19 protein-coding genes are annotated in these 16,740 nt (G+C 40.2%); 10 read left to right on the plus strand and 9 right to left on the minus strand.

Annotated elements, in window-relative coordinates; genetic code table 11:
- Window positions 1–107: 107 nt before the first annotated feature.
- Window positions 108–404 carry a winged helix-turn-helix transcriptional regulator gene (locus tag IIB50_01570; protein MCH7529784.1) on the plus strand — a complete coding sequence of 99 codons (297 nt, stop codon included), beginning with the start codon at window positions 108–110 and terminating at the stop codon, window positions 402–404.
- A gap of 151 nt (window positions 405–555) precedes the next feature.
- On the opposite strand, the gene IIB50_01575 is transcribed toward IIB50_01570, so the two are convergent.
- Both IIB50_01575 and IIB50_01580 read right to left on the minus strand, forming a co-directional pair.
- Complete coding sequence (locus IIB50_01575) at window positions 556–834, minus strand: NUDIX hydrolase (protein ID MCH7529785.1); 279 nt, start codon at window positions 832–834, stop codon at window positions 556–558.
- Window positions 835–991: 157 nt separating this feature from the next.
- Window positions 992–1,486 carry a hypothetical protein gene (locus IIB50_01580; GenBank protein ID MCH7529786.1) on the minus strand — a complete coding sequence of 165 codons (495 nt, stop codon included), beginning with the start codon at window positions 1,484–1,486 and terminating at the stop codon, window positions 992–994.
- A 90-nt stretch (window positions 1,487–1,576) separates the two neighbouring features.
- Between IIB50_01580 and IIB50_01585 the strand changes: the two genes are divergently transcribed.
- On the plus strand, window positions 1,577–2,527 hold the full coding sequence (locus tag IIB50_01585) for a calcium/sodium antiporter (protein ID MCH7529787.1): 951 nt from the start codon (window positions 1,577–1,579) through the stop codon (window positions 2,525–2,527).
- 59 nt (window positions 2,528–2,586) lie between these two features.
- Here the strand turns inward: IIB50_01585 and IIB50_01590 are convergent, their stop codons facing one another.
- Window positions 2,587–3,045 carry a GatB/YqeY domain-containing protein gene (locus IIB50_01590; protein MCH7529788.1) on the minus strand — a complete coding sequence of 153 codons (459 nt, stop codon included), beginning with the start codon at window positions 3,043–3,045 and terminating at the stop codon, window positions 2,587–2,589.
- Between the two features lie 71 nt (window positions 3,046–3,116).
- On the opposite strand from IIB50_01590, the gene IIB50_01595 reads away from it, so the two are divergent.
- The 4 genes from IIB50_01595 (at window position 3,117) to IIB50_01610 (ending at window position 8,020) form a co-directional block, all read left to right on the plus strand.
- Window positions 3,117–5,804 carry an HAD-IC family P-type ATPase gene (locus IIB50_01595; protein MCH7529789.1) on the plus strand — a complete coding sequence of 896 codons (2,688 nt, stop codon included), beginning with the start codon at window positions 3,117–3,119 and terminating at the stop codon, window positions 5,802–5,804.
- Between the two features lie 23 nt (window positions 5,805–5,827).
- Window positions 5,828–6,955 (plus strand): DNA recombination protein RmuC, encoded by a 1,128-nt coding sequence (locus tag IIB50_01600; protein ID MCH7529790.1) that lies wholly within the window; start codon window positions 5,828–5,830, stop codon window positions 6,953–6,955.
- Between the two features lie 62 nt (window positions 6,956–7,017).
- Entirely contained in the window at window positions 7,018–7,332 is a 315-nt protein-coding gene (rplU, locus tag IIB50_01605) for a 50S ribosomal protein L21 (protein ID MCH7529791.1), read from the plus strand.
- A gap of 115 nt (window positions 7,333–7,447) precedes the next feature.
- Window positions 7,448–8,020 carry a hypothetical protein gene (locus tag IIB50_01610; protein ID MCH7529792.1) on the plus strand — a complete coding sequence of 191 codons (573 nt, stop codon included), beginning with the start codon at window positions 7,448–7,450 and terminating at the stop codon, window positions 8,018–8,020.
- Between the two features lie 202 nt (window positions 8,021–8,222).
- Here the strand turns inward: IIB50_01610 and recR are convergent, their stop codons facing one another.
- The 4 genes from recR to IIB50_01630 all read right to left on the minus strand — a co-directional run bounded on the left by recR (window position 8,223) and on the right by IIB50_01630 (window position 12,826).
- Window positions 8,223–8,843, minus strand: coding sequence for a recombination protein RecR (gene recR, locus IIB50_01615; GenBank protein MCH7529793.1), 621 nt, complete (start codon window positions 8,841–8,843; stop codon window positions 8,223–8,225).
- A 2-nt stretch (window positions 8,844–8,845) separates the two neighbouring features.
- The gene (dnaB, locus tag IIB50_01620; protein MCH7529794.1) at window positions 8,846–10,225 is read right to left on the minus strand and encodes a replicative DNA helicase; all 1,380 of its coding nucleotides are present in this window, start codon (window positions 10,223–10,225) and stop codon (window positions 8,846–8,848) included.
- A gap of 207 nt (window positions 10,226–10,432) precedes the next feature.
- Window positions 10,433–11,908: a cysteine--tRNA ligase gene (locus IIB50_01625; protein ID MCH7529795.1), complete on the minus strand. Its 1,476-nt coding sequence runs from the start codon at window positions 11,906–11,908 to the stop codon at window positions 10,433–10,435.
- Complete coding sequence (locus tag IIB50_01630) at window positions 11,909–12,826, minus strand: hypothetical protein (protein ID MCH7529796.1); 918 nt, start codon at window positions 12,824–12,826, stop codon at window positions 11,909–11,911.
- 90 nt (window positions 12,827–12,916) lie between these two features.
- Between IIB50_01630 and IIB50_01635 the strand changes: the two genes are divergently transcribed.
- Window positions 12,917–14,140 (plus strand): S41 family peptidase, encoded by a 1,224-nt coding sequence (locus tag IIB50_01635; GenBank protein MCH7529797.1) that lies wholly within the window; start codon window positions 12,917–12,919, stop codon window positions 14,138–14,140.
- A gap of 29 nt (window positions 14,141–14,169) precedes the next feature.
- Complete coding sequence (rplI, locus tag IIB50_01640) at window positions 14,170–14,622, plus strand: 50S ribosomal protein L9 (GenBank protein MCH7529798.1); 453 nt, start codon at window positions 14,170–14,172, stop codon at window positions 14,620–14,622.
- A 9-nt stretch (window positions 14,623–14,631) separates the two neighbouring features.
- On the opposite strand, the gene rpmA is transcribed toward rplI, so the two are convergent.
- On the minus strand, window positions 14,632–14,904 hold the full coding sequence (gene rpmA / locus IIB50_01645) for a 50S ribosomal protein L27 (protein MCH7529799.1): 273 nt from the start codon (window positions 14,902–14,904) through the stop codon (window positions 14,632–14,634).
- 217 nt (window positions 14,905–15,121) lie between these two features.
- Between rpmA and IIB50_01650 the strand changes: the two genes are divergently transcribed.
- Window positions 15,122–15,481: a hypothetical protein gene (locus IIB50_01650; GenBank protein ID MCH7529800.1), complete on the plus strand. Its 360-nt coding sequence runs from the start codon at window positions 15,122–15,124 to the stop codon at window positions 15,479–15,481.
- A gap of 142 nt (window positions 15,482–15,623) precedes the next feature.
- Window positions 15,624–16,214 (plus strand): 3'-5' exonuclease, encoded by a 591-nt coding sequence (locus IIB50_01655; protein MCH7529801.1) that lies wholly within the window; start codon window positions 15,624–15,626, stop codon window positions 16,212–16,214.
- A gap of 276 nt (window positions 16,215–16,490) precedes the next feature.
- Here IIB50_01655 and IIB50_01660 read toward each other — a convergent pair whose 3' ends face one another.
- Window positions 16,491–16,694: a septation protein SpoVG family protein gene (locus IIB50_01660; protein MCH7529802.1), complete on the minus strand. Its 204-nt coding sequence runs from the start codon at window positions 16,692–16,694 to the stop codon at window positions 16,491–16,493.
- Window positions 16,695–16,740: the final 46 nt, after the last annotated feature.

The following is a 16,740-nucleotide window of genomic DNA, read 5'->3' on the forward strand; positions in this document are numbered from 1 at the left end:
GACTCGGCCTATGGCCTCCCTGGATTGCTTTTTACAAATCAATCGCTTCGCCTCTTGAGTAAAAAGGGAATATAATTGGGGTCACCAAAAAGTGTTAAAATAAAAATATGAACTACTTAATTTTAATCATTGTTGCTGTTGCCGGAATCGCTCTTGGAGCGTATTTTACTAGTCGCAAGAGTGTTGGAGGGTTGATTTCGGAACAAGCTAAGAGAAAGGCGGAAAATAAAGAGCGAATCTTGGAGTTTTTGCATGAGAATGGAAAAGTGGTAAACAATGATATTGAAAAATTGCTTGGCGTGTCGGATGCAACAGCAACAAGGTATTTGGATGAACTTGAGAAAGAACAAAAAATCATACAAATTGGCACAACAGGTCATGCTGTATATTATGTTTTAAGATAAGAGTTTTATTTCTCAACGGCTCAACGCGTTGAGCCGTTGGAAATTTGAACAGGGAGCAAAAATGTGCGCGTACGGGAGGGTTTGGATTTTTAAAATATTGAAATGAAAAAACGTGGACTCAGAGAGTCCACGTTGTGGGGAAGGGATAGGATTAAAACTGTAACACTCTCTGCGGCGACTCATTCCGAATTGGAATAGTCTTATCAAACGCAGGATGTGGATTTTGAGGCTTGAGCTCACGATTGGCAGCCTCACGAGCTCTTCGTTCATAACCACCAGGTGTTAAATGTCTCCTGAACTTTCGATCACCGGGACGTTGTACCTGCACAACTTTTGCTTTTCCATTGATTAAAATACAACCCAAAATGTATCCATCAATGTGCACATTGGCACCACCTCTATGACGTGTCGTCACTTTTAACTTTTTCATTGAGAAACCTCATTTAGTGAACGGTACCAACTTTATTTCCTATCTATTTTATACCAAAAAATATGTGTTTTGTCAATATGTTGCTATAAAAAAGAACCCCCCAACCAGATGTGTGTCTCGTTAGGGGATTTGTTTGTGCGTTGCACGCAAAAGAATACTATACAGCGACAAGTCGCTCAAATTCTGCAACAGCTTCGGGTGCACCTTCTCCTTCCCAGCAGAGTGTTGGTTTGAATATAAAACCGAAGAACTCAGCTGTATCTTTTAAGAAGCAGATTTTAGTGAGCGCCCTATATCCATTGTTAGGAATCCGAACGAAGCGGGTGCCATTTTCTGAGTCAATCACCGACTCGGCACTAAGAGCGATTTCCCACCGTACTAGTACTCTGTCTGGAATTTCGATTTTATCATCTTTGAGGATGATCTGGTTTCCCATGACATAAATATCACAGGAAATCGTCTTTCCCGACATGCCTTCGAGCGGGACAGGTTGTAAAGCTAATTGCCAGAGAACACTTTTTTCTCGAAAGGTGTTTGTGCTAGACCAAACATCAAAGCTCTTAAAAAAAGTAGTCAATTGATGCTGTATATTTCTTAAAAATACAATGAACATGCCTTTCTCCCATAGTTGTTTAATTGTTTCTATGGTCATTACACTCTCTTAATACATTCTTGTCAACCATGTGATATGTACATATCTGCATACAGACAGGTAATTTTGATATAATTGATTTACATGTCTATGGAAATAGTTAACTCGCTGATTTTGTTTGTTATTGGTTTTTATATCCTTATCAGAGGAGCGCAGTTTCTCGTTCGCGGAGCGGTGTCGGTTGCAAATATTTTTAAAGTATCCAGCTGGTTTGTTGGTGTTGTGGTGGTTGGAATCGGTACATCTATTCCAGAACTCAGTATAAACTTAGCATCGGTATTCAATGGAAACAACATTGGTCTTGCGACCATCATCGGGAGCAATACATTTAATATTTTAGTTATTTTGGGGCTATCGGCTATTTTTATGCCAATAGTCATACAGCGGGATTGGTTTGCCAAAGACTTTCTCCTGAATGTAGTGGCGGTAATGGTTGCGGCAATCTTTATATTGTTTCCGGTATTAGGGCCGGCTGATTTCAATGGAATAGCTCGAGCTGAAGGAATAGTTCTCTTCGGGCTCTTTATTGCATGGGTATTCTTTATGCTCTCCCGCAGGCACACTCAGGAAGAAGGTGAGAGTTATGGCGCCGCCACTTTTCTTACTGCTTCTATAATGATAGTAGGCGGAATCATAGGTGTCTTTTTAGGAGGCATGTGGGTAGTAGACGGTGCCCAAACCATAGCAACATTTTTTGATATTGCGCCAACACTTGTTGGTCTTACGCTCGTTGCGATCGGGACATCTCTGCCCGAGCTTACGGTGTCGTTAGTAGCTCTCTATAAAAAAAGGTTGGGTATTGCAGTAGGCAATGTCATCGGTTCAAATATTTTTGATTTTTTGGGTATCTTGGGAATCACTGCTCTTGCAAAGCCAATTATGGTTTTAGAATCTGTACAGTTTGATATTTTTGCGGCGCTTCTTGCCACTCTTGTGTTGATGGTGGTGTCGTTTACCGGCAAGAGGTTTAACATAACCCGTCGCGACGGTTTTGTTCTTATACTGCTATACATTGCGTATATAACATTTTTATTTATGTGATAATGCATCAAGAACAGGGGAAAGTGGGGTAGAGTGCAGAGAACAATATGTGAAGCAAATTAAGTAAATAGGGAATCAATGACCTCCTTTACATCGGCGCCATCGGCTTTGCCTCGCAGATCTTTCATAACAGCTCCCATCAGTATTCCTATTTTTGTTCTTTCTGTTATAGAAAACTCCTCTTTTTTAGCAAGTGCAATTTTTTTTATTTCATCCTTCCCCATCATTGTGGGCAGGTATTTTTCCAATATAACGAGCTCCGCCTCCTCTTTTTTCACCAAATCTTCCCGCCCACCTGCTCTAAACTGTTCTATAGAATCCTTGCGCTGTTTCGCAGCACGAGTAATGACGTTAAGCGCATCAACATCTGAAAGCTCTCCATCTGGCTTGTTGCCACTGGAAACAAGCTCATTGGTAAAAGCAGTCAAAAGACCACGAACCACCAAAAGGCGGATAGCATCTTTTGCCTTGAGTGAAACTTTTAATTCTTCTCGGAGTTGTGTATGAAGTGTCGTCATATGAATACATTGTATGCTAACAGATTCCATCTTAATTTTAAAGGGTATTCTGATATACTTATAAGAAAATTATGGTAAAAACAGTAACCACTTCGTGGGAGAGTTTTGAAGCACAAGAAATTGAAAAACGGCTCAGCACGGATTTTAAAACAGGACTCAAACAGGAAAATATACAAACGCTTCAAAATGCGTATGGAAAGAATATTCTTGAGGAAGGAGAAACGATAACGATAACAAAGAGGATCGCTGATCAGTTCAAAAGCCCACTTGTTTTCATACTTCTTTTTGCGGCGCTTGCGACGCTTGTTCTCGGAGCGTTTCTGGACACCATAGTCATAGCTGTGGCGTTACTCATTAATGTCATTGTCGGCACAATCCAAGAAGAGCGTGCTTCAAAAGCATTCAAAAAACTCAATGAGTCGCAGGAGAAATTTGCAACAGTCATTCGCGACAGCAAAAAGATGGTTGTACTTTCAAGTGAGCTTGTACCGGGCGACATCATCATACTTGAAGGAGGTGCAAATATCCCCGCTGATGTACGAATTTTGAAAGGAAAAGATCTTTCAATAAATGAATCGGTACTCACCGGTGAATGGGTGGCTGTTTCAAAGGAAGCCGGTGTTATAAAAGGTGAAAGATCACTTTCAGAAAGGTTCAATATGGCATGGATGGGAACCTTAGTATCATCCGGACACGGAAGGGGTGTGGTGGTTGAAACGGGACGCAGAACTCAAGTTGGTGCTATTGCAGAATCGCTCGGTACGATAGATGAGCGTATAACGCCTCTTCGTCAGAATATACGCACTATTGCTCGGGTTTTGGTATATATAATAATTTTTGCAATTTCCATTATTTTTGCTCTCGGACTCCTGCGCGGAGAACCGCTTGGATCAATGCTGTTGATTGCAATAGCGATTGCGGTAGCGACTATACCCGCAGGACTTCCTGCTGCCGTTACTGTGGTTTTGGCCCTTGGTATGGAGTCAATACTCAAACGTGGTGGGCTTGTCAGAAATTTACTCGCAGCCGAAACTCTTGGTGCAACGACGGTGGTGCTTACCGATAAAACCGGCACACTCACCGAAGCCAAGATGCAACTAGCTGATATCTACACATTTGAATCAATAAGCCGCAATAGTAAAAAAAGAACCTCGGATGACAAGGCGCTTTTGTCTATGGCGATAATGGCTTCTGATGCATTTACAGAAGAATCAAAAGATAAAGCGGAAGATGCCCCGTCAAGTATTGTGGCTCACGGCCGGCCAATTGAAAAGGCTATTGTCCTCGGAGGACTTGAAGCAGGTCTCTCACGGGACGAACTTGAAAAAGAAAATGAAAGATTAGACTTTCTCCAATTTGAATCACGCCGTCGTTTTGGAGCTTCACTCAATAATCTGGAAAGACAAAAGACAAACAGGATATATTTCACCGGCGCACCTGAATACTTACTAGAAAATGCTACTCGAATATATATCGGTGGTAAAACCCAAGCACTATCCAAAAAGAAACGAGAGTTATTTGTTGCAATTCAAAAGAAAGCGAGTCACGATGGAATGCGCTTTATTGGAGTGGCATATCGAAATGTTAAATGGGACACTATTCCGGAAGAGGAAGAGAGTGAAGGCAAAAATCTTACAGAAAAGAGTGTATTTGTCGGATTTATGGCATTTACTGATCCAATCAGAGAGGATGTTACCGAAGCAATAGCCAAAGTAAGAGGGGCAGGGGCACATGTAATAATGCTCACCGGAGACAATCCGGACACAGCCAGAAGAATTGCGCTTGATGTTGGGATATCTAAAGAGGGGGACAAGGTTCTTACGGGAAACGATATAAAAGACTACAACGATAAAGAGTTGTTTGACGCAGTGCGGACAACCAAAGTATTTGCGCGAATTTTACCCGACCAGAAACTTCGCATTGCACAGGTCCTGATGGAAAAAGGTGAAATAGTTGCTATGACGGGCGATGGTATCAATGATGCTCCGGCGTTGCGAAGAGCAAACATTGGTATTGCCGTCGGTAGTGGTACTGAAGTGGCAAAAGAAGCGTCTGATATGGTGCTCCTTAACAACAGCTTTTCAATAATAGTTTCTGCCATCGAGGAAGGTAGAAAAATAATTGATAATCTCAAGAAGATTATTGCGTACATGTTTTCTACCAGTTTCAGCGAGATATTTATCATTGGTGGAGCGCTTGCCGCAGGAGCGCCATTACCGCTACTCCCCGCACAAATTCTCTGGGCAAATATTATGGAGGGAGGACTTATGAGCTTTTCGTTTGCGTTTGAAAAGAAGAACCCAACGCTTATGCAACGCAATCCACGTGATTCTTCTTCAAAAAATATACTGACTTTACCACTCAAAAAACTAATATTTACTGTAGGAATAGTGACAGGAACGCTTCTTATCGTGCTTTATTTTATACTACTCAAGCTAGGATTACCGATAGAGGAGGTGCGTACTATGATGTTTGTTGCGCTCTCTCTTGATTCAATATTCTTTGCGTTTTCAATCAAGAGCTTGGACACTCCACTATGGAAAATAAATATTTTTACCAATCCGTATTTAATATTTGCGCTCTTACTATCAATACTTCTTCTAGTGGCAGCAATTACTTTTCCGCCGCTTCAAACACTCCTTTCGCTTGTAACACTTTCAAGTCTAGAACTTGCATTTCTCTTTGGTGTAGGGTTGGTTAACCTCGCTACAATTGAAGCGGCGAAATACTTCATATTTGAGAGGAAAGCTACCAAATGATACAATTAGGAAGCTAATCAATCATGATGATCTTCTGGACTATTACGGCAGTGCTTCTCGTTTTCGTTGTTGTAAACGGAGCTTTTTTATGGTTTATCCTAAGAAAGAGTGGGAATAGTGCTAAAGAAAAAGATGAATTTAATATCTTTGCCGCAGATTTATTTGAAAAAAATTTTAAAAGCGTCGTAGATGTAGCATCTGGTTCTTTTAAAGAACGTGAGGAGAGAGTGAGTGCACTCATTAAAGACATGGGAAAGGAATTAAAACAACATAGAGAATATGTTCAGGATGTAGAAAAAGACAGACTAAAGGCCTATGTAGAGTTAAGAGAAGGCATTAATGCAAATTCCGATTTAATGGGTAAATTGAGGTCCACTACAGAACATCTAAGAAGAGTACTTTCTAGTAGCCAGTCCAGAGGACAGTTCGGTGAAAAAATAGCTGAGGATATATTAAAAGCTGGAGGGCTTATAGAAGGGGTTCATTACATAAAACAAAAAACTCAAGAGGGTGTTTCCACTAGACCTGATTTTATTTTCACTTTGCCAGATGAGCATACACTGAATATGGATGTTAAATTTCCTTTAGCCAATTATGCTCGTATGATAAAGGTAGAGGACTGGGAAGAAAAAAATAACGAAGAAGCCACCAAATATAAAAAAGCATTTGAAAAAGATGTTAAAGATAAGATTACACAAATAAGTAGCAGGCAATACATTAATCCTCAAGATGGAACTCTAGACTTTGCTCTGATGTTTATACCAAACGAAAGCATCGCATCCTTTATAAATCAAGAGTTTGCTGGAGTGTTTGAACTTGCAATGAAAAAGGGGGTTCAGATTACCTCTCCTTACAACCTTATAGCATTTGTAAGTATGATACAAAGGGCATCCCAAAACTTTTATCAGAGAGAGAATATTCGAGGCACGCTTGTTTTGATTGAAGAATTTGTGAAACGGTACAATCTTTTCAAAGAAAGGTTTGAAAAAATCGGAGAAAATATTGATAAGACTAATAAAGTCTACGAAGATATACGAGATAAGAGTTTCAAAAATATAGATTCAACCATAGACAAGATTGAAAAAAATAAAGAAAGTGAAAATTTTAAAGAAATAGAAATTGAAGCGCCTGAAGTAGAGAAGTCTAAATAAACGGAAGAATAAACGGAAGAAGAGCTTGATTTTTGGGCATAATCTTGTACTATATTGAAATTATGTTTGCCGTTATAGAAACAGGTGGAAAGCAATATAAGGTCTCCGAGGGAGATCTTATTAAGATAGAGAAGCTTCCTGGAGAACACAAGGAAGGCTCAAAAATCACCTTTGACAAGGTTCTTCTACTTGATGACGGCAAAGACACCACAGTTGGTACTCCTCACATAAAAGGAGCCAAAGTAACCGGCACATTTGCGGAAGAGGGAAGAGATAAGAAAATAACGGTCATCAGATTCAAATCTAAAAGTCGCTACTTCAAAAAGAAAGGCCACCGCCAGCCGTACTCCAAAGTAAAAATAGAATCAATTAAATAATCTCTCAAATCCCATAGGACGGATCTATGGGACTTATTATGCCCATAAATCTAGGCTTTTTAATATATAATTGCAGAGTTAGTTTGTGTAGCGAAGTAGTGATAAAATGGATAATATGCCACTTTTACCAAAAATTACAATTAAATATGGGAAGTTAATCGACCCATTCTTTAAGGATTCCGTGGAGAAAAACTATCCAGACTACATATTTCCTTCTATTGAAGAAGTTAAAAAAAAGGTGGAATTATTTAAAGAGGAGTGGAATAGTAATGGTGAAAAGTTACTCACTGCTATTTTTGATATTACAGGACTTCAGTTTGTTCGAAGTCATATTGATGTATTTGTTGTCACTGCGACTCCGCGAGATATGTCCGCGCCATTTATTATTCGTAGTCGGTATACACCAGAAGAGTTTGTTGACATGATGCTTCATGAGCTACTTCACGTACTGTTTGGTGATAATAAATTAAGGTTTTTAAAAATAGAAGGAGAATCAGACAGGACTCTTAATCACATAGAAGTTTTTGCTGTTCTTACAAAATTGTATAAAGATACAATAAATGATGAGATACGTTTAGGAAAAGTCCGAGATAAATCATACAAAGGTAACAATTTAGAGTATAAACGAGCGTGGGAGCTTGTAGATAAAATAGGATATGAGAAGATCATCAAGGAATTAAGATCGTAAAAAGAGCAACATAACTGTTGCTCTTTTGTAATAGGCAGTTCGCCTACTTATGGCCAGGATTCGTCACTGAAATCATCTTTGTCTGGAGCTTCGTCGCCCGGATCGCATTTGCAGATAAATTTATACATAGCACTACTCCTCTTGGGTTGGCGGGGGGTAACTTGCTTATCTGTAAAAATTTTAGTATTTTATAATCTTGTTGTCAAGCTCTATTTTTGAGGGCGTTTTTTATTGTTTCTGAATCTGGATATTCAAGCTCGGTACCGGTAGAAAGACCTCTGCCCAAGGTAGATATTTTAATTGAATGTTTTTTTACAACAGGGGATAGAAGTTCATTTATATACTGTGCAGTATTTTCACCGGCTGGAGTTACAGAAAGGGCAAGAATTATTTCCTTCAGTGTATTTTCTTTTATGAGTTTCTCAACCGCTGAAACCAATTCCTTTCCGCGCACTCTTTTGTTCGGTTCTTTTTCCAAGATTGGTACCGAACCGCCGAGAATAAAATATTTTCCAGTATATACCCCTCCTCGCTCTATATTTTCAAAATCAATATCCTTTTCAATTATCATTAACATATCGTCGTGTCGGTTTCCATTTGAGCAAATACTGCACAGAGAAACAGACTTTCCATTTGGAGCAAAAAAACGATAGCACGATGAGCATGATGATACATCTTTTTTGAGTGTGGTGATGAGGTGGGTCAAATCATCAAGGAAATTATGGTTTCGTGTTAGAAGGAAATATACAAACCGTTTTGCCTGACGGGGACCAATTCCGGGAAATTGAGAAAACAGTTCAGCTAATTTTTGTATCGTGCTCATTATTAAAATGTTTCTTTCTCCTCAAAATCTCCGAAATCACTTTTGTCTATAGTAAGAAACGTTGCTTTTTGTTCATCAAAATAAAGCTCCACTTTACCCGTTGGACCGTTTCGATGCTTTTCAATAAGAATCTCGGCAATATTGGGTTTTGTGGAATTTTCGTTATATTTATCATCGCGGTGGATGAACATCACCACATCGGCATCCTGCTCGATAGAGCCGGAGTCACGCAAATCTGAAAGACGAGGCCTGCCGCGTCTGTGCTCTACTGCACGAGAGAGCTGTGAGAGTGCTAAAACCGGCACATCAAGCTCGCGAGCCATAGTTTTAAGAGAGCGGGAAATTTCAGTAACCTGTTGGACAAGAGAATCAAAACCTCTGGTGTTTGACGGCACCATCAATTGCAGATAATCAACAATGATAAGTCCAATACCTCGCTCGCTCTTGAGTCGCCGGGCTACGGAACGCATTTTGAGGATATTGTTTGCCGGTTGGTCGTCTATGTAAATCGGCGCTTTTGACAGCTTATCAAGTGCAATTCGTATTTGGTCAAACTCTGAATCCTCGGTGAGCTTTCCAGTGCGAAGTTTCCATGCATTGACACGTGATTCGGAAGCAAGCATTCGATCTACAAGTTGCTGAGAACTCATTTCAAGAGAAAAGATTCCCACGGGTGTCCCATATTGAGTTGCGGTCTGCCGTGCTATGTCGAGAGCTAATGCAGTTTTTCCCATAGAGGGACGGGAGGCAAGAATAATGAGATCAGATTTCTGTAGACCGGCTAGTTTGTCATCAAGGGATGGAAATCCGGTTCTAACACCACGGATCTCATCTTTTGATTTATGAAGCCGGTCAATTCTATCCCATGCTTCACCGAGGGTTTCTCGGAGAGCAACAAACTTGTGTAGAGTGGGGGATTCGGTTACCTCATACACTTTCTTTTCAGCTTTATCGAGCATTTCCTCGAGCTCCTCTTCCTCGTCGTAGCCAAGCTCTGAAATAAAGTCAGCCGCTTCAATGAGAGCGCGCATCATGCTCTTTTTTTGTACTATATTCGCGTAGTGTTTAGCATTGCCCGCAGAAGGTACCATCTGCACCATTTCAACCAGATAACTTCTCCCTCCAACTTTATCGAGCATATCTTTTTCTTTGAGTCTGGATGACATAGAAAGAAGGTCTATCGGTTCGCTTTTTGAAAAGAGCTCAATCATCGTATCGTATATGAGACGATGTTTCTCTGAGTAAAAGGAGTCGGAGTTTACAATATCAATAATTTCGTTGAGAGTTACCGGTTTTATCATTATTGAACCGAGGAGTGCTTTCTCAGATTCAATATTTTGAGGGGGGACACGAAACTGTTTTTTTTCAGCGGTAGTTTGCATTATAGATTTTCTTAATAAGCGAAGCGAGTTTTAGAAAATCATCACCCTGTTAAATGCGGCTTCGCCTCTCCCGCTTTGCGCGGATTTAACATGGTTAGGAACTAATAGTCGCTCCACTCCTTTAGTTACCTAATTCTAGCACAAAGAAACATCTGCCAATATTGACAGAATTTGTTATAAAAGTGTTCTTAACCTGTGTATAGAAATTTATACTTTTCTCACTTTAGAACCTCCATCTGTATCTTCTACTTTGTAACCACCTGCCTCTATTTTTTGGCGTAGCTGGTCAGCTTTTTCCCATTCCTTTTCATTTCGTGCTATTTCACGCTTCTTGAGCAAATTCTGAATCTTTTTCGGCGTATCTTCGTTAGAGAGATTTTTTTGGTACTGGGAAAGTAAATCAAGTGTGCCCTGCTTGCTTTCAGAAAATCCCAGACCCAACACCGTATCAAAATGAAGTAATGTCGCTTTTTTATCCTCTTGGGGCACATTCTCATCATGAACCAACTTCCAGATAAGAGCTATAGCCTTCGGAGTGTTGAGGTCATCATTTATAAAAGAGGAAAATCTACTCCGATAAGATGCAGCGATAATTCCGTCCGTGTTTCCCCATTCTTCGGAAAAATATCTATGCAGTTTAAAAAGTGCTGTTTGCGCACCCTCTAGTGCTTCCCATGTAAAATTGATTGGTGTTTTGTAATGAGCTCCAAGCATCCAATAGCGAACCGAGAGAGGAGAAAACCCGCGTTCCTCTACATCTTTTATGAGAATTACATTGCCGAGTGATTTTGCAATTTTCTGTCCCTCGATTGTCACAAATTCATTGTGGACCCAGAATTGAGAGAACTGCTTTTGAGTAATGCTCTCAGTCTGGGCAATTTCATTGTTGTGGTGAATGGGAATATGATCTATACCACCGGTGTGGATATCAATTTGCTTACCGAGATGCACCATTGCCATTGCGGAACATTCTATATGCCAACCCGGGAAACCGGTTCCCCACGGGGAATCCCACTCTTGTTGACGTTTGTCTTCCGGTTTTGAAAATTTCCAGAGTGCAAAATCAGTTAGATGTTTTTTTTCCTTATTTTCCTCCACCCGAGCTCCAGATTTCAATCCTTTCACATCTATGTTACCCAGCTTGCCGTAGTCGGGAAATCTGGAAGTATCAAAATAAATACCGTCACTAGTCTCATAGGTATACGCCCGCTCCTCCAGTGTTTCAATAAGAGCTATCTGCTCCTTGATATAGTCACTTGCCTTTGGGAACTGTGTGTTTTCTGTTTTGATATTGAGCTTTACGAGTCCTTCAAAAAATACTTTCGTTGATTCTTTTACAATATCAACAACTCGTTTTTTTTCATTGCGCGCTTTTTTTTCAACCTTGTCTTCTCCCTCATCGGCATCTGAAGTCAGGTGACCAACATCGGTGATGTTTATTACCTGACGGAGGGTATACCCGTTATACTCGAGTGTGCGTCTCAGAATGTCCGTAAATACATACGGGCGGAAGTTCCCGATATGCGGATAGTCATAGACCGTAGGACCGCAGTTGTACATTCGTACCTGAGCGCCCTTCAACGGCTTAAAAACTTCTTTTTTTCCGGAGAGAGTGTTGAACAATGTCAAAGGAGCTTTTTTGACTTTCGATTTAAAAATACCTAGAAATGAAAAAAACTTCATCTATAACCACTTCTTATATTTAAAGAAAGAAAAGAAGGATATTGTAGCAATAGCCATAAAGCCTGTGATTATCCAAAAATCGTTTGCATGCCCAACAATCGGTAGATATATGGTGTTCATACCAAATATAGACGCAACCAGTGAAAGTGGAAAAGTTATAAACGCCATGATTGTGAGGATTTTCATGACCTCATTTTGCTTGGTTGAAACAAGGGAGTTGTTGGTTGCGCGAATCTCGGAAAGTGAGTCCATATTTGAATCTATGTCAGTTTGAATTTTATAGTACTCAACAATAATTGCTTTGAGTTGGTATGAAAAATCATCTCCAAACAGTTTCTTTCCAACTATTTCAAGAGATTCAAGAATTTCCTTATGAAGTCGTAGTGCTTGCTTAAAATTAAGCAAATCACGGCTTATATTGGAGAGATCAACGACCATTTCCCTTTCTTTTCCTTCAAATATATTTTTCTCCACTTCTCCAAGCGCATCATAGATATATTCGAGTTCATGTTCAAGAGCGCGATACAATTTTTGTATCATGTGAAAAAATAAAAATCCTGCGTGCTCGATGGTGGTGCCTTTGCTAAGTATTGAATTTGCATCAAACACTTTGGAAAACTTGTGCAAGGGATCAATGGTGTCGTACCTCGTTGTTATGAGAAAATCCTTTCCGATTATAAAATCAACCTCTTGATTTTGTTTATCTTCGTGTGAGTGTTTGAAAGCGGGGAAGTGAAGAATGAGATAAATAATCTTGTTGTCATAAAAAGCAACCTTCGGCTTCATTGTGGGAAGCAAAAGCTCTTCGGCAATACTAGGATGAAAAGCGTATTCTTCCATTACCTGCCTGACTTCTTCATTGGTTGGTGACTCAAGGTCTACCCATGTAATATTTTTGTGTGTATGTTTTGTAACCATATAAATATATTATATCATAGACAATAACTTTGTTTGACGCTACCGTTCCTATTTGCAATAATTGAGCGGTGCATGTCAATGTTTCCGCAAATGAATCAAAAACAAAAGACTTCTATTATAATTGGTTCTATCGCTATCGTCTTGGTAGCGTTTTTCTCTGGAGTATATATTGGAGTGGAAAACAGTGGGCAACTGGCAAATGTCCCACTATTTAGTGAAAGCAACTCAGGGGCTCCCGAAGGAGTTAATGTAAGCCCGCTTTGGAAAGCATGGTCAGTGCTTAACGCACGGTACGTGCCGACTTCAGAAGCAGACCCTGTTACTGAACAGGACAAACTCTGGGGGGCGATAGAGGGATTAGCCGCATCTTTTGGGGACCCCTACACTGTATTTCTTCCACCAGCCGATTCGGAGCTTTTTGCAGAAGATATAAGCGGCAACTTTGAGGGTGTCGGTATGGAAATAGGAATTCGAAATGCAATCATCACTATTATAGCCCCACTTCAAGGAACGCCTGCCAAAAGAGCGGGAGTCTTAAGTGGAGACCAAATTGTTAAAATTGACGGTAAATCTACGGATAGAATGACAGTAGATGCAGCAGTCAAGTTAATACGAGGAGAACGCGGGACAACCGTAAAACTCACCATTGCGCGAGAAGGAGAGAGTGAATTGCTTGATATTCCTATTGTTCGTGATGTTATAGAAATTCCCACCATTGATACTCAGCTGCGATCAGACGGGATTTTTGTCATAGAGTTATACAACTTCTCGGCCATAGCCCCCAATCTATTTAGGAGAGCGTTGCGTGAATTTGTAGAGTTGGGTGGCGATAAATTGATTGTGGATTTACGTGGCAATCCTGGGGGTTTTCTCGAGGCATCCGTTGATATCGCAAGTTGGTTTCTTCCCACAGGAAAAATCATTGTAACAGAGGACTTTGGCGGGAGTGATAAACCACGGATACATAGAAGTAAAGGATATGATATTTTCAACGATAATCTCAAACTAGTAATTCTAATAAACCAAGGGTCTGCATCTGCTTCTGAAATTGTTGCAGGTGCCCTCTCTGAGCATGGTATTGCGACACTGGTGGGAGACAACACATTTGGAAAAGGATCAGTGCAGGAATTGGTGAAAATCACTTCAGACACTTCGCTTAAGGTAACGATTGCGAGGTGGCTTACACCTGACAAAAATTCAATCTCAAATGGAGGGCTCACTCCTGATGTAAAGGTAGAGATAACTGCAGAGGACATTAAGGAAGGCAAAGACCCCCAACTTGAAAAGGCTGTGACATTGTTACTTAATATGTAAATGTAATAACACTCAATAACACTGTAGGTATGAAAGTAATCTTACTAGATGATGTGGCAAATATCGGACACCGATATGAAATAAAAAATGTCTCTGACGGCTATGCCGCTAATTTTTTATTACCACAAAAACTTGCCGAGGTTGCAACAGTTAGTAAAATCAAAGAACTGGAAAAGAAAAAAGAATTAATAGAGACAGAGCTCAAACAAAAAAGAGAGCTTGCAACCAAGAGCCTGACTGCACTCAATGGTGTGTCAATTGAAATGAAAGAAACAACCAATGACCAGGGGCATCTATTCAGGGGCATACATAAAGAAGATATTATAAAAGCATTGAAAGAGCAGAAGGGTATAGATTTGAATGAAAATACTATTGCACTTGAACAACCAATAAAGGAAATCGGAGAATTTGATATCAAAATAGAAGTAGAAGACAAATCTGCATTACTTAAACTCATAGTAACATCTAAAAATCCCACTTAAGTGGGATTTTTAGATGACATCGATAACTTTTTTGATAATCGTTTTGCCGTTGAAGTGAATTTTTCTCTTGTTTCTAAATTGTACCACCCCATCTTTGAGAGCAAAGAGAGTGTGGTCTTTCCCCACACTGACATTTTTGCCTGGCATAATTTTGGTACCACGCTGACGCACTAATATAAAACCAGCTTTCGCTTTTTCTCCCGAATAGAGTTTTGTTCCTAAATATTTTGGGTTTGAGTCTCGTAGGTTTTTAGCTGAACCTCCAGCTTTTCTATGCGCCATAATTGTTTACGAGCACAGCGAGTAACTACAATTATGAGCGTCCCGCTGTACTTTTGTTGTTGTATTACTCCGCAACGCGCGTGTGCGAATAGCACATCCCTTGTTGGGCGAAGCGTGTTGCTGTATTTTTGCAAAGCATGTAGTGTGTAAGCACTATCTTCAAATATGTTTTACAAAAGTACGGCAGGGAGCCATACAATTTAATTTTAGTAACGCTATGAATATACCCGAGATTATACAAAAAGGCAAGACACTGATTACCCCTGATGTCTATATAGTTACTATTATAGTCCTTGTTGGATTTGCAGGTTTTGGTCTCGGAAGACTCTCTAAGGTGGAGGAGGTGCGGGTGCCAGTAGCGATTATAAATTCTCAAACACTGACTGGCAGTGCAATATCAGCAATAAATGAAAGCACGGGGGGAATATTTGTAGCTTCAAAAAACGGTACAAAATACCACTTTCCATGGTGCTCCGGTGCACAGAGAATGAAAGAGAGCAACAAAATCTGGTTTTCATCTAAAGAAGAAGCTATACGGGCGGGATATACTCCCGCACTTAATTGCAAGGGATTGTAATTAGCTTTCTGGCTCATAGCTTATTAGAGAATAGGATTTGTACAAAAAAACCTCCCAGCTTAGGTGTCCAACACCTAAGCTGGGAGTTCCGTGATAGGGATTCTTCTTTATTATTAACACTTTCTCCTTTATACTGACTATCATGATAATTGTAGATGTAGAGGCGTCGGGTACCGATTATAATAAACACTCAATCGTGAGCATTGGCGCACTTGATTTTGATAATCCGGAAAATAAATTTTATGAGGAGTGCAAAATATGGGACGGAGCACACATTATGGACGAGGCACTTTTAGTTAATGGTTTTACAGAAGAAGAAATCAAAGATCCGAATAAAAAAACCGAGGGGCAGATTACTGATACATTTCTACAGTGGGCAATGGCTCTTCCAGAGCATACAATTGGAGGGCAAAATCCTTCTTTTGATAGGGATTTTATAAAAGCGGCAGCTGAAAGAGAGCATTTGAACTGGCAGTTGGCATATCGAACCATAGACACACATACACTCGCGCATATGCACATGGTGAAAAGAGGAATTACACCTCCGGTTGCAAACAAACGCTCGGCACTCAATCTTGACGCAGTGCTCAACTATGTCGGTATTCCAAAAGAACCGGAGCCTCACAACGCACTGACTGGAGCGCTCTGCCATGCAGAAATCATAGCGCGACTGCTCCACGACAAACAACTTTTGGAAGAATTTAAACAGTATTCAATTCCGTGGCAAAAATAATCAGATTTTAAGCAACGTTATGCACAGAACATTTTTCTAGTTTGGCATATTCCACTATATAATTAGCGCATACAACTAATATATATGCGGTAGTAAGGACGCAATAGTTGATCGCTTTTAGCGCTTGTTTTTTAGCTGGAAGTTTAAGTATTTGTTTAAACAACGATGGTCAGTTTTTCACTAGTAGAGAAAATTAGAGGCGCAGCAGAAGCTGATAAAGCTGTAGGGCGGAAAATATACACCATTTTCAGTGCTCTAGGAGACACAAACAGATTTTTACTTTTCAAATTCCTCCTTAAAGGATTCGGTAATCTTTTCCTGAATTCTTTGCCGGCACTCGGCATTAATCGGATGGGCAATATCGGCGTGCAGCTTCATTCTGCCCTTGGCGTCTTTCTTTGCGTTCTCTGGATCGCACCCACAGTCCAGTAGCTGCCGCTTCCCGCCATTCTTGCTCCTGATAGACAACAAGACCCTCATTTAAGGCTCTGTCGCCTCAGAAACGCAGAACCCGATTCTCCATTCT

Source organism: Patescibacteria group bacterium (genome assembly GCA_022560785.1).
In the GTDB taxonomy this organism is placed as follows: Bacteria; Patescibacteriota; Minisyncoccia; order Phycocordibacterales; family JADFSL01; genus JADFSL01.

Excerpts from the sequence above, each read along its gene's own strand:
- IIB50_01570 (MCH7529784.1), top strand. The coding sequence starts at position 108 with ATGAACTACTTAATTTTAATCATTGTTGCTGTTGCCGGAATCGCTCTT.
- IIB50_01575 (MCH7529785.1), bottom strand. The coding sequence starts at position 834 with ATGAAAAAGTTAAAAGTGACGACACGTCATAGAGGTGGTGCCAATGTG.
- IIB50_01580 (MCH7529786.1), bottom strand. The coding sequence starts at position 1,486 with ATGACCATAGAAACAATTAAACAACTATGGGAGAAAGGCATGTTCATT.
- IIB50_01585 (MCH7529787.1), top strand. The coding sequence starts at position 1,577 with ATGGAAATAGTTAACTCGCTGATTTTGTTTGTTATTGGTTTTTATATC.
- IIB50_01590 (MCH7529788.1), bottom strand. The coding sequence starts at position 3,045 with ATGACGACACTTCATACACAACTCCGAGAAGAATTAAAAGTTTCACTC.
- IIB50_01595 (MCH7529789.1), top strand. The coding sequence starts at position 3,117 with ATGGTAAAAACAGTAACCACTTCGTGGGAGAGTTTTGAAGCACAAGAA.
- IIB50_01600 (MCH7529790.1), top strand. The coding sequence starts at position 5,828 with ATGATGATCTTCTGGACTATTACGGCAGTGCTTCTCGTTTTCGTTGTT.
- rplU (MCH7529791.1), top strand. The coding sequence starts at position 7,018 with ATGTTTGCCGTTATAGAAACAGGTGGAAAGCAATATAAGGTCTCCGAG.
- IIB50_01610 (MCH7529792.1), top strand. The coding sequence starts at position 7,448 with ATGCCACTTTTACCAAAAATTACAATTAAATATGGGAAGTTAATCGAC.
- recR (MCH7529793.1), bottom strand. The coding sequence starts at position 8,843 with ATGAGCACGATACAAAAATTAGCTGAACTGTTTTCTCAATTTCCCGGA.
- dnaB (MCH7529794.1), bottom strand. The coding sequence starts at position 10,225 with ATGCAAACTACCGCTGAAAAAAAACAGTTTCGTGTCCCCCCTCAAAAT.
- IIB50_01625 (MCH7529795.1), bottom strand. The coding sequence starts at position 11,908 with ATGAAGTTTTTTTCATTTCTAGGTATTTTTAAATCGAAAGTCAAAAAA.
- IIB50_01630 (MCH7529796.1), bottom strand. The coding sequence starts at position 12,826 with ATGGTTACAAAACATACACACAAAAATATTACATGGGTAGACCTTGAG.
- IIB50_01635 (MCH7529797.1), top strand. The coding sequence starts at position 12,917 with ATGAATCAAAAACAAAAGACTTCTATTATAATTGGTTCTATCGCTATC.
- rplI (MCH7529798.1), top strand. The coding sequence starts at position 14,170 with ATGAAAGTAATCTTACTAGATGATGTGGCAAATATCGGACACCGATAT.
- rpmA (MCH7529799.1), bottom strand. The coding sequence starts at position 14,904 with ATGGCGCATAGAAAAGCTGGAGGTTCAGCTAAAAACCTACGAGACTCA.
- IIB50_01650 (MCH7529800.1), top strand. The coding sequence starts at position 15,122 with ATGAATATACCCGAGATTATACAAAAAGGCAAGACACTGATTACCCCT.
- IIB50_01655 (MCH7529801.1), top strand. The coding sequence starts at position 15,624 with ATGATAATTGTAGATGTAGAGGCGTCGGGTACCGATTATAATAAACAC.
- IIB50_01660 (MCH7529802.1), bottom strand. The coding sequence starts at position 16,694 with ATGAGGGTCTTGTTGTCTATCAGGAGCAAGAATGGCGGGAAGCGGCAG.